We start from the raw sequence: 12758 nt of genomic DNA on the forward strand, positions 1-12758 counted from the left end.
ACTTCAGAAACCGGGTTTCTTTCTAAATTTATCGTTACTCAACATAAAATTTCGTAGAAACCCGGTTTCTCGCCTCCCATGAGTAATCTCGAAAAGTCTACTGAGTGGCCGAGACTTCAGAAACCGGGTTTCTTTCTAAATTTATCGTTACTCAACATAAAATTTCGTAGAAACCCGGTTTCTCGCCTCCTATGGGTAACTTCTGAAACTGTCACTACCTGTGCATTATTTCATTTAACGAATATTATATCTACTAGAACGAGTTACGATCGCGGTCTTCCCAGCGTGGTAATATAAAGCACAGCCTCGCCCGCAGGAATACCGAGAACGTCATTGACGCGATCGTCAAAAAAGCCCGCAATACCGCTGACACCCAAACGCAGTTGAATAGCTGCTAAATTCAACCGCTGGCCCAAATGACCCGCATCCATGTGCAAATATCGGTAAGCGCGATCGCCATATTTTGCTACCGCCCTCTTCAAATCCGCCGTATGAAACAACAGCGCCCCCGCATCCCTGCCTAAATCTTGCCCCAAACACAAATAGTGCAGCTCCCTGCGGAAATTCTTAAACCGAATTTGCCGCAATTCTTGAGCTTTTGGAGCGTAATAATAACAACCTTCTTCCAACCCGTTCACTCCCGAAACAGCAATAAAAGTCTCGATCAAACTCAGATCGAAATAGTCGGGATAACCGTCTAATCCTTGGTCGATATAGTGCTGCGGCTGGTAAGTAAAATCGAGCATGGCTAGCAGTTCGCCCAAGCTCAAAGAAGCACCTGTATAAGCACGGGTAGAACGCCTTTTGAGCATAGTGCTTTCTAAAGTTTCCAGGTTCACTCCCCAAGGAATCGAAGGAGTTACCGTCGAAACTTTAGTACAAAATGGAAAGTTGTATTTATCTTCTAAATCGCCTTCACTTTCATCAAATTTCCAGCCATCAACTCCGGTGGGATCTGATTCTAACTGTGTCGCTTTGTGGAGAGATCTTAATAATTGGCTTTCGGAAATTTCTGGGTAATCTGTCGTCGTTTTTCCCGGCAAAGCTGTTTTAAATTTTGGCAAGTTTTGGTCGATATCTAGCAAGTCGGCTAAAGCAATTAAACAAATCGTTCCTTCTTGCTGCGAGTCGATGTACAGCAATTGATCGATCGCTTCGTCGGCGAATCCTCCAATCAGGTGAGGGCGGTAATCGTTGACGGCGCAAGCTAACTCGATATTGCTCAATAAATGACCGGTGTCGAGAAAAATTCGCCGATAAGCTCGGTCTTCGTAACGCCAAGAAGAACGGAAGAAAACAGTCGTAATTGCGATCGCCAATTGGGTATTTTCTAGCGCCGGCGATCCGAAACAAGCTGCTTGCAACGCAGGCCAAACCTCGCTATCCCAAAAATGAACCAGCCCATGAGTTCTGCACTGATAATTGTAGAGTCCGGCAGGCAAATGCGGCGTCCCGCGCGAGATTAAATAAACCTCTGCTGGATAGAGCCCGCCCGCCGACGGTGCCGATCGCAAATACAGGTAGCTGTCATCTACCGTCTGCACCTTCGCTGTCAGCCCGTAGCTGCACAACAACAAGCTGGACAAGCGGTGCCACCAACCGGCATCGGGAGCGGCATTTGGATCGTCTGAGGGGTCTTTTAGGTGAGGCTTGAGGTCAAAATACGCTCCAATTTTATATTCTTTGAACGGCACAGGTTGCTCTGTCCAATCTAGCTGTCTGCTTTTGGCAGCAATGGTTTCGGGATCGTATTTCGTCCGTTCGTGGTAGTGCTCAGCAATGGAGATGGGAAGTTCTGGCATATTTCAGTAGAGGGTCAGTTTTGGTTTATCGATCGATCTTGGCATTACTGACGGCAAGCATGGTCTAGCAACGCAGAAATTTACAAATATAAAAAAAATCTTAGAAAAAATGCGATCGTTGTTACACAAGCTTAACATAAGAGAATGCTTAGGTATAAATACGCAAATAAAAAGCATCAATTATCATTATAGCTGTCCTCATAAAGAGATGAAAATGCAAAAGCTAAGCGCTGAGCAATTGCTCGCTCAGTATTCTGAAGGCAAGCGAAATTTTGACGCAGTAGACTTAAGTGGAGATAACTTGTTTCAAGCAGATTTGGCAGAAATAAACCTTTCTGGTAGCGTGCTGAGGCGAGCTTATTTACCCTATGGAAATCTGACTCAAGCCAATCTTTATAAAACTGAGTTGCAAGATGCTGAGTTGGGCGACATTCAACTTTATCAAGCCAACTTGTCAGAAGCTAATTTGAAGGGAGCTAATTTATCAAGAGCGAATTTGCGCCACGCCAATTTGCAAGGTGCTAATTTGCAAAAAGCGAATTTACAAGGTGCGGATTTGTACAATGCAGATTTGACCAATGCCGATTTGAGATATGCGGATTTGCAGAGAGCTAATTTGGAGAAAGCAAAGTTAACCAAAGCTCAATTAGCCGGCTGCAACTTATTTCGATCGCGCTTGGTGGATTTGTCGGATGCTGAGTGCGATCGCACTACCATCGGCCCCGAAGGATATTGATGATTCGCAGCGCCAGAAGTCTGGGGCGTAGTGCGTAGGGCGATCGGCTTAATTAGTCGTGAAGCGTAGCTATCCCTCAGAGGCTGAATCGGCCTTTTTGAAATTTCTTAACACCTCTGGACACCGCTGAAAATGTGAGTTACAGTTGTAGAGAACTTATCGTGGCGCAATATTGACAATAAATAACAGACTTTTTCCCTGGAAAACCGGGTAAAATTTATGAATTCTCCCGACCAAAAAGCAAGAGAAATCCGGCACAAAGAACAAGAGCAGCGAAAGCGCCAACAAGAACTTCTACTCAGCGAACTAGCAGCCGAAATCGACCGCTCAGTGCCAGCACATCTAACCAGCAAGTACGAAGAACCAGACAGCCAAACTAACAGCCAACTCCAACAGTGGCGCCGAAAAATCCTAGCCACCGCTCAATTTACAGGCATTGTTATAGCTGTTGTAATTACAGTTCGCATCGCATCTTGGTTGGCCGCAGCGCTGATAGTTGGAGGAATTGCTTTGATTGCTTACAAAATATTTTTTGAAGAAGAAGATTGACTTGGAAATAGCCCAGCAGGAAACTATCAGAAAATAACCATGAACCTTAAAGTAGAAACCAGCAGCTTTCTCAACGATTTAGAGCGAGTATCCGCAGTGCGCCGAGAAATTGCCGATCGCCTCAGCAACATCGCCACAGCCATCGATCAATCCGAGTTAGCCGGAACCGCAGCATCAGGAAAACTAGGCTTAGAAACAGACAACGCCGACATCAATCTCGCCAGCAAAAACTTGCGTCAAGGAGTTTTTAGACTGTTAGTATTAGGCGATATGAAACGCGGCAAAAGCACTTTTCTCAATGCCTTAATCGGCGAAAACTTACTCCCCAGCGATGTCAACCCCTGCACAGCTTTGCTGACGATTTTGCGCTACGGTTCCGAAAAAAAAGTCACCGTTTACTTCAACGATGGCAAAAGCCCCAAACAGCTCGATTTTAAAAGTTTCAAACAGGACTACACAATTGACCCCGCTGAGGCAAAACGCTTAGAAGAAGAAAAGAAACCAGCATTTCCAGATATCGACTGCGCCGTAGTAGAATATCCTTTACCTTTGCTAGAAAAAGGCATAGAAATAGTAGACAGTCCCGGGCTGAACGATACAGAATCCCGCAACGAATTATCTCTCGGTTACATCAACAACTGCCACGCTATTTTGTTTGTGCTCAGGGCAACTCAGCCTTGTACAATGGGAGAAAGACGCTATCTAGAAAACTACATTAAAGGTCGCGGTTTGAGCATTTTCTTTCTGATTAATGCTTGGGATCAGGTGCGGGAAAGTTTGATCGATCCGGACGATGCTGAAGAAATGGCAGAAGCAGAAGAGAAACTGCGGCGCGTTTTTAAAGTGAATTTGGCTGAATATTGTTTAACAGAAGGACACGATATTTACGACGAGCGGGTGTTCCCAATTACCTCAATTAAGGCGCTCAGGTTGCGGATGAAAAATCCTGAAGCGGATTTGGCCGGAACTGGTTTTCCTGAGTTTATGGCGTCACTGAATACATTTTTGACCCAAGAAAGGGCGATTTCGGAATTGCGTCCGGCGAGGACTTTGGCGCGTCAAATTTCTGCTCGCGTCCGCGAAGCTGTTGGACGCCGCTTACCATTGCTCGATCGCGATGTCAATGAGTTGAAAGACAAAATTAATTCAGTTGAGCCTGAGTTTAAGAAGCTGAGTCAGATTCGCGATGAATTCAAACAAGAAATTATCGGAGTTAGAGATAGTAAATCGCGGGCGATCGCAGATTCTTTCCGCGCCTACGTTCTCAACTTAGAACATACCTTTGAAACAGACTTTTTGCGGTATCAACCAGAGTTGAGATTTCTGGATTTCTTCAGCCAAGACAGGCGAGAAGCCTTTGAAGCATCGCTCAGACGAGCATTCGAGCAGTACATCAACGACAAACTAGCAGCTTGGACTCTCACCGCAGAACAAGAGATGAATTCAGCATTTTCGCAATTGTCGCAAAGTGCGGCAAATTACGGAGCATCCTACACAAAAGTAACTGAAAAAATCACCGAAAAACTGACCGGGCAAAAAATCCCAGCAGCAGTCAATAACTCAACCGAAGATAACTCGCCAGCTTGGGCAAAATGGGCGATGGGATTGTTTTCGTTAACCACAGGAAACTTAGCAGGTGTAGCAATGGCCGGAGCGGGTTTTGACTGGAAAAATATCCTGCTCAACTTAATTACTGTGTTGGGTGTTAGTACGATTTTTGCGAGTTTTACGGGGATTGTTTTGGGGCCGCTATATTTGGCTTTGTTGGGAATGGGTATTGGGGTTTTGCAAGCAGATGGAGCTCATAAACAGTTGGTGAAAGCGGCGAAAAAAGAGTTGGTGAAATATCTGCCGCAGGTGGCCCAGCAGCAGTGGCAGCCGATTCACGATGCTGTGAAAGAGTGTTTTGATGTTTACGGGCGGGAAGTGGGCGATCGCATGAATGATGATATTAATTCTCGGAAAGCTGAGTTGGATAATTTGCTGGAACAAAAGCAATCTCGCGAGATTAATTGTCAGGCTGAATCGCAGCGGTTGCAAAAATTGGAGGCTGATGTTTCTGCCGAGTCGCAGAGTATTGAATCAATTTATCAAGGTTTCTTAGCATCCGCTAGTTGAGTGTTTCTTTGTCAAACCTGATTCATCTGACTTTCACAAGGGTGCGAATCGGGGCGGGCTAGAAGCCCACGCCACAAGAGTTTCAATATTTATACCAATTGAAAAAATCCTTGCTACAATACTTTTAGTTGAGTTTGTTTATTCAAATATTGTCGATGGTGCGTCGCCATAGCTAATTTTTCGGATCTTTTTGGATACTATCGATGGCGACACACCCTACCAATATTGTTGCATTGATTGTTCACACTTGGTATTACTTTGTACTTGTGGGGTGGGCATCTTGCCCGCCCAAAAACTAAAATTTAAATGTTGTAATAGCTTAAAAAAAATATGCAACAACCCGAAACTTATCAAAATTTGACCAACAATCTCAAATCTGCACTCGGCATTCTCGAACTCGATAAAAACTCCCAACTTTATCGAGATACAACTTCAATTTGCGACTATCTCGCCAAACCAACTTTTCAAATCGCTGTCTTCGGGCCGTTTAATTACGGTAAGTCAACTTTGCTGAATGCTTTGCTGGGAAATCGTGCTTTGCCGATCGACCTTGTGCCCACTACAGGTGCCGCCATTTATGTCAACTACGGCGACGAATTGCACGCAAAAATCACGCTCAAAGACGGTACAGAAGTCAGCGAACCGGGGACAGATGTTCTGAAACGCTACGCCATCCTTGACGACGCTAGGCAAATGCGGGATGATGTCGCAGCCGTGAATGTCTACTGTCCCCATCCATTCCTGAAAACGGGCGTGGAATTGCTGGATTTGCCGGGAACTAACGATCGCCAAGAACAGGATAACTTAGTTCGGGATAAATTGCTCACGGCTGATTTAGTGGTGCAGGTTTTGGACGCTCGCAAATTGATGACTTTAGGCGAACGGGAGCACCTGAGAGATTGGTTGAGCGATCGCCAAATTAACACAGTCGTCTTTGTTGCCAATTTTATCAATTTACTCGAACCAGACGACCAAAAACAAGTATACAATCGATTGTTGTTTGTTGCCGAAAGTTTTCGCTCCAACTTGCCGAACAACATCAGCAATATCTACCGCGTCGATGCTTTACCCGCTTTGAGGGCGAGATTAAAAGGCGATGTAGCCGCCGCCCAAACTACAGGAATTGCCGCGTTTGAATCGGCTTTGCAAAGTATTGTCGTAGCTCAACAGGAACAACTAGCAGTTAAGTTGCCGAGAATTGAAGCCATAGCTACTAAAATTTGTCAATCTTTGCAAGCTAAATCGGAAACTGTCGCCGCCGAAATAGCATCAGCTCAACAAAAGCACAAAGACAAAATTGAAATTAAACAAAAAGCCGAAAAACTAATCTCAAAAGGCTTTCAAGCCAGCGTTTCCGATTTCGAGATTTGGCTTTACCAGCCCACACTTTTGCAGCGGTATCAATCGGAAATGGCGCTGTCGCTTCAGGAAGGAAGTTTTGATGCGTGGAAGCTAAAATTTCAGCGAGAGGTCTTACATCAGCAGCAAACCATCGCAGAATGGGTAAATAAAGCTTGCGAGTTCTTTGATAAGGAACAGCCGATCGCCCTTTTGATCTCGTTTCCCCCAGCCCCGCAAATCGTCTTACCAGAGCCGCCGCCACCTCCGGCTGCTAAAAAGTCGATCGACAGCGAAGTGACTCCAGTGGCGATCGCGACTGGCTTAGGTTGGCTGTTGGGCGGGCCTGTGGGAGCAGCAGTAGTCGGCGGTGCTAGCTATATTTTGAACAAAAGAACTGGCTATGAAAAGCCGCCTGAATCCTCAGAAGCTTATCTAAATCAAGTAACGCAAATTTGCAGCGAGGCTGCGAAAAACTATCTCGCCCGCTTCAGCACCGATACTTTTTCCATGCTGCAACACTACAAGGAAATCGCTGCCAAAGTTATCAGTTTTCAAGACAGCCAAGAGCCGCTAAAGACAAATATTCAGCAGTACCAGATCCAGTTAATCAATAATTTGTTAGAAAATATCGACTCCAGCGTTCAAAGTACCAAATCTGTAATTAACGGCAAATGATCCGAACCGACATTGCGGCCTGTATGAATATTCAAAACACCAATTTCTTTGCTGACTAGGAAATGATCGATCGGAATATAAGCTAGCGGCATAAAAGTCGGCCAAGTAGGTAAAAGGCCAAAGCCCGATCGCGCATTTCGCAATTTTCCGGTATTTACCATATTTTTGTAGAACGGCGACCACATTGTGGTATTGAAATCCCCAACCACAATCAGCGGATTTTTGACTTGGGCTGCATACTCGCCGATGGCTGCTAGTTGTTGGTTGCGATCGATAAAACTGTGCTGTTTGATCGGCACAGACGGATGAACAAGCAGCAGAGAAATAGTTTTACCTTGAAATTGAACATCCGCTAACAAACTCTTTCTTCGGCTTGAAAATGCTTGAACAGAAGCATTTTCTAAAGGCAGCTTGCTGTAGATGGCGCTACCAAATGCCTCTGATTCTTGTTGCTGGGAAGAATAAGGGAACATCTCGCTTAAAACCGATAACTCTTTTGCCCAAGCTGTGCTGACTTCTACAAAAACCGCGATATCAGGTTGTTCTTTTTTAACCAGCGATAGCACATCAGCATATCGCTGATTACTCGTCAAAACATTTGAATGCAAAATCCGCAAGTGTTGTCCGGGAGCAGCTCCTGCAAATGCGGGCGCTGGAAAATACCAAGGAACAATTTCCGCCAAATTAATGATTATACAAAATGCGCTCACCAGCAACCATATTTTTTTAGAGCGCACCAGAGCGAAGAATATAAAAATAGATATACCGATTAACATATATTGTAGTTTAAAATGAGAATTTAATTCAAAAAGTCGGTTAAATTCTCCCAAGTAACCTGCGATTGACAATACTGCATCTACAATTGCTGCCAGAATAAACCATCTCAAAAATATGTACTTCAAGCCAATGATTTTGCTATTGCTATGCAGCACCGCCCATTTAAGCTTAATTTTGAGGTCGTTGGTAATCGGCAATTTGTCAATTTCTATTGTCAATTTTTCTGGCTGTTCCAGCACTCGCCGCTTTTGATAAAATCTGATCAGCAAGCCATCTACGACAAAATAACTAAAGTAATTGGCAACAAATCCTGCAATTACCAACACACTTAAACCGCTGAGCGTCCCAAAGGAACAGCCTACTTTTTTCAAACCGGCTGCGATGGCTGCATCACCTGTTTTACCTGTAGCTACTATGCCGATCAACAGTATTAAAGCAGGTAATGCGATCGTGATTATATTTCTAGCGAGATAGTCCATTATACAATTTTAAGTTTGAGTTTTTACTCTGTGTACTGTGCACCCGTTCAATTAGCCGCTTTACCAAATCGGTATACTCCTTAAATTTCATAGATTTCTAATGGTAAATTGTCTGGATCTCTGAAAAAAGTAAACCGTCTTTCTGTAATCTCGTCAAGGCGAATTCCTTCTACTTCTACTTGTTGCGATTTTAAGTAAGCAACTGATGCTTCTATATCATCAACTGCAAAAGCTATATGTCTCAAACCGCAAGCTTCAGGATTGTTAACTCTTTCGGGAGGATGGGGAAATGAGAACAGCTCAATCATCGCGCTGCTGTTTCCGACTTGCAAATCTAGTTTGTAAGAATTCCTCTCGCTGCGGAAAGTTTCTTTGATAATCGAACATCCCAAGACTTCTACATAAAATTTCTTTGATGCTTCGTAATCCGAGCAAATAATTGCCACATGATGTATTGCTTTTATTTTCATGTTAAAAAAGTTAGTTAGTTAGTTGCGTTTTTTCAACAGCACAGTACGCTACTGACAATTATATTGGACTTCCAGCAAAACCTGCTAAATTCAGCACGCGCGGCGCAGCTATCCCGAGCGTGAATCGCCCTTGATTTTCCCCATCCAAATCTTAATCTGTAAAACTCTGCAAAAAAATGCACCCCACTTTGATAAAATGAAAGTTTTGCAGTCAATTACCCAATTTGCATCTCAGGAGACAAGCACTATGGCCCGTATGTATTACAACGAAGACGCCAACCTAGACCTCTTAGCCAACAAAACGGTTGCTATCATTGGCTACGGTTCCCAGGGACACGCCCACGCCCTCAACCTCAAAGACAGTGGCATGAAAGTCATTGTCGGTTTGTATCCCGGTAGCAAGTCTGCCGCCAAAGCCACCGACGCGGGTTTAACTGTTCACCCGGTAGACAAAGCAGCCGCCGCCGCTGACTTCATCATGATTTTATTGCCCGATGAAGTTCAAAAAACTATTTACAAAGAACAAATCGAACCTAACCTTTCCGAAGGAAATGTTTTAGCATTTGCTCACGGTTTTAACATTCACTTCGGCCAAGTTGTCCCCCCAGCCAACGTAGACGTAGTAATGGTAGCGCCCAAAGGCCCCGGACATTTGGTGCGACGGACTTACGAACAAGGCGAAGGTGTTCCCAGTTTGTTTGCGGTATATCAAGATGCTTCCGGTCAAGCGCGCGATCGGGCAATGGCCTATGCTAAAGGTATCGGTGGCACCAGAGCCGGTATTCTTGAAACCACTTTCCGCGAAGAAACAGAAACCGATCTTTTTGGCGAACAAGTAGTTTTGTGTGGCGGTTTGAGCGCCTTAATTAAAGCTGGATTTGAAACCTTAGTTGACGCCGGATATCAACCGGAATTAGCTTATTTTGAATGTTTGCACGAAGTTAAACTTATCGTTGACTTAGTAGTAGAAGGAGGCCTCGCCAAAATGCGCGATAGTATCTCCAATACCGCAGAATACGGCGACTTAACTCGCGGCCCCCGCATCGTCACCGATGACACCCGCGCCGAAATGCGCAAAATTCTTAGCGAAATTCAATCCGGTCAATTTGCTCGCGAATTCGTTCTGGAAAACCAAGCCGGCAAACCGGGCTTTATCTCCATGCGCCGTCAGGAAGCAGAACATCCGATTGAAGAAGTTGGTAAAGATTTGCGCGCTATGTTTAGCTGGTTGAAAAAGCAAGCGTAATCAATTTTAGATTTTAGATTTTAGATTTTAGATTGGAGGACTAATCTAAAGTCTGAAGTGCTAATTAACCGTAGGGTGCGTCAGGGAGAAATTTATTGAGTAGGTGGTCGCCACATTCAGACCTGACGCACCCTACAATAACTTCCATCAGACTTCTGTCAACTGTCAACTGTCAACTGTCAACTGTCAAAACTATCGATTCGGACTAGGGTTTTTTTGCAAGTCCTCAATCTCCTTATCCCTTTGCTTATTTACCTCTCTCGGCTTCACCCATGAAGGCCACAACCCTACGAAGAACTTTCTACTGGCCAAGCTGGTATCTCTTACAGGCTTGGGGAGAAAAGTTAAACTGTCACCGTAAAGGGTAAACAGGGCTACAAACAGAATCAACAGCGGGATAATATTTTTTTTAGGCATGGCAGTTTGGGAGTTGAGTTGGTGAAAGTGCTTTGTTATATTTTGCCCTGGCACGCACAAAAAATATCAGCAACGGCTCAAGAAAAATAGACGCTGGGCGCAACGGGCGCACATACTACAGCAAAGGCTGCTAAGTCGCAATATTATTGGACAACGCTGACTAGAAACTCACAACCTAAGTTCAAATGTGCGGACTCGTGACACCTCAGAAACCCGGTTTCTTCGTAACTTTCTCGTTACTAAATAGTTTGGTACAAATAAATATTAGATGGGGAGTATAAATAAATATTAGATGGGGAGGGCGGGTTTTGCCTTGATAAATCGGCTGGTATCATAGATTATTAGCCGGCACCCGCCCCTAGGAGATACTATTGTTTTTTTTAATCACCTACTTAAATAGAAAACTCGTTCTTCGGGGACGCTTGCACTCCTGATAACTGCCAACTGCCAACTGTCAACTGTCAACTGACAACTGACTACTTATTTCCTTGAATGAAAGTTTGTACGACTGCATTGGTTTCTGGGGAGATTTCTGTTACTAGCCGCACTGGAATTGCATTTGTTGAAGCAAATTGTGCGTATTCTGGGGTGAGAAATACTGCATATTTGTCGGCTTCAGGCGTTAGTTGAGCAGCCATTGCTAGACTTATAGCTTTAATATAATTGCGTATGCTCACAGCTTGGTCGCCGACAAGTTCATCGCCAGTAATTACTGTGCTCGGTCTGCCAACTTGGTCTAAGGTTGTACTCGGATCTTTGACGCTTAAGTGGGTTCCTCCTACAAAGCCGACTAGCCATTTGGGATTGGGGATTTTGGGGAATCCGGCAATTTGTTCGACTAGGGCGGGTGTTGTTTTGTCGGCAGAACCTGCTACTATTAATGTGGGAATTTGAATTGTACTTAAACCTGTTTCTCCAAATAGTAATGATGTGGTGGGATTCATGACGATCGCCCTTTTAATCCTGGCATCCCGCAATTGATACCGTTCTTGGGGCAATCCGGCCGCCGCGCACTGAATGCCTTCGCCCAAGCTAAACCCAATCAAATCCCCCTGACACCGCTGTTTGAGCCCGGTCAATTGCAGTTCGGCACCTGCTACGGACAAGGCTGTGGCGCCGCCGAAGGAATAGCCCACGATCATCGATCGCTCGATCGCAATTTTCCCCTGCAAGTTATCATCAGTTTGGTTCAATTTAGCCAGTTCGTCGAGCACAAAACTGATGTCTTTGGGACGGTCTAAAAACTCTTGAGGAGCTAGCAACCGAGACTTACCCGCGATCGCAGCATTGGTGTTCGTTTCGTTGCTTCCCGGATGTTCCAAAGCAGCTACCACATAGCCGTAGGATGCTAAATGCTCGGCTAAATAGCGCAAATCCGTGCGGACGGAACCCAACCCGTGAGAAAAGACGATCGCCGGTTTGTCGGCTGTCGCAGCTTTCGACCAATAGACATCAACCGGAATGCGCCGATTGCGGGCGCTATCGTTCAAATCTAGCTTCAATACCTGCACAGAATTCGGCCCGGGCTGGGTGGGGTCGAAAGGCTGGTTAAACGCGGGTTTAGTGGCTGCTAACTGAGGTGCGATCGCGGCCATAAACCGCTGAGTTTGCCAAAAACCAGCGTTCAAATTTGCCAAAACTGCGAAAGCTCGATCGAGATCCACGACTACCCGCGAGCTGGGATAAGATTCTATGAAACTCAATACAGATAAGCCTTCCGGCGCGTTCGCCCCCAACACCAAAGCCGCTCGCAGCGCTTCGACACCCGCACCGTCGCGCCTGGGTATGACTGTAGTCAAATCCGTCAGGATCGCAGTGCCGATGCCCGTATTTAGCAAGTTGCTCAAACCAACTACATTCAGCGGAACTTTCGCTCGCAGCGCTCCAAATATTTGACTGCGCTGTGCGTCAGACAGCAGATTGGCGTAGGCTTGCAGTCTGTCGGGGACTTTTCCGGTTTCAGCGAGTTCGCGCAAATCTGCAACGGAGATTGACGATTGTAAAATACCTTTGCGGACAACCACCGTTTCCGCAGCTTTTGCAGGGGATGTCAGAGCGCCGAAAGTGCCGATCGCGATCGCGCTACAAACGCTCACCATTGACGAAAACCATCTGAAATTTGGTGTAATGCTCATTTTTGCCGGATTC

General features: G+C 45.3%; 9 protein-coding genes. 5 read left to right on the forward strand and 4 right to left on the reverse strand.

Going from position 1 to position 12758, the window contains the following annotated elements:
• Nucleotides 1-263 precede the first annotated feature (263 nt).
• Nucleotides 264-1802 carry a SagB/ThcOx family dehydrogenase gene (locus QUB68_RS14565; protein WP_332993543.1) on the reverse strand — a complete coding sequence of 513 codons (1539 nt, stop codon included), beginning with the start codon at nucleotides 1800-1802 and terminating at the stop codon, nucleotides 264-266.
• Between the two features lie 214 nt (nucleotides 1803-2016).
• Between QUB68_RS14565 and QUB68_RS14570 the strand changes: the two genes are divergently transcribed.
• The 4 genes from QUB68_RS14570 to QUB68_RS14585 all read left to right on the forward strand — a co-directional run bounded on the left by QUB68_RS14570 (nucleotide 2017) and on the right by QUB68_RS14585 (nucleotide 7221).
• Nucleotides 2017-2538, forward strand: a complete 522-nt coding sequence (locus tag QUB68_RS14570) for a pentapeptide repeat-containing protein (protein WP_332993546.1) — start codon at nucleotides 2017-2019, stop codon at nucleotides 2536-2538.
• A gap of 219 nt (nucleotides 2539-2757) precedes the next feature.
• Nucleotides 2758-3087: a hypothetical protein gene (locus tag QUB68_RS14575; RefSeq protein WP_332993548.1), complete on the forward strand. Its 330-nt coding sequence runs from the start codon at nucleotides 2758-2760 to the stop codon at nucleotides 3085-3087.
• Between the two features lie 39 nt (nucleotides 3088-3126).
• Complete coding sequence (locus QUB68_RS14580) at nucleotides 3127-5205, forward strand: dynamin family protein (protein ID WP_332993550.1); 2079 nt, start codon at nucleotides 3127-3129, stop codon at nucleotides 5203-5205.
• A 330-nt stretch (nucleotides 5206-5535) separates the two neighbouring features.
• Nucleotides 5536-7221 (forward strand): dynamin family protein, encoded by a 1686-nt coding sequence (locus QUB68_RS14585; RefSeq protein WP_332993551.1) that lies wholly within the window; start codon nucleotides 5536-5538, stop codon nucleotides 7219-7221.
• Here the strand turns inward: QUB68_RS14585 and QUB68_RS14590 are convergent.
• Complete coding sequence (locus QUB68_RS14590; RefSeq protein ID WP_332993552.1) at nucleotides 7188-8477, reverse strand: endonuclease/exonuclease/phosphatase family protein; 1290 nt, start codon at nucleotides 8475-8477, stop codon at nucleotides 7188-7190. The genes QUB68_RS14585 and QUB68_RS14590 overlap by 34 nt on opposite strands.
• An 80-nt stretch (nucleotides 8478-8557) precedes the next feature.
• Complete coding sequence (gloA2, locus tag QUB68_RS14595) at nucleotides 8558-8947, reverse strand: SMU1112c/YaeR family gloxylase I-like metalloprotein (RefSeq protein ID WP_332993553.1); 390 nt, start codon at nucleotides 8945-8947, stop codon at nucleotides 8558-8560.
• 196 nt (nucleotides 8948-9143) lie between these two features.
• Between gloA2 and ilvC the strand changes: the two genes are divergently transcribed.
• Entirely contained in the window at nucleotides 9144-10193 is a 1050-nt protein-coding gene (gene ilvC / locus QUB68_RS14600) for a ketol-acid reductoisomerase (protein WP_332993556.1), read from the forward strand.
• 893 nt (nucleotides 10194-11086) lie between these two features.
• Here the strand turns inward: ilvC and QUB68_RS14605 are convergent.
• Entirely contained in the window at nucleotides 11087-12745 is a 1659-nt protein-coding gene (locus QUB68_RS14605) for an alpha/beta hydrolase (protein ID WP_332993559.1), read from the reverse strand.
• Nucleotides 12746-12758 lie beyond the last annotated feature (13 nt).

The sequence above is a fragment of the Microcoleus sp. A006_D1 genome (genome assembly GCF_036702805.1).
GTDB lineage: Bacteria > Cyanobacteriota > Cyanobacteriia > Cyanobacteriales > Microcoleaceae > Microcoleus.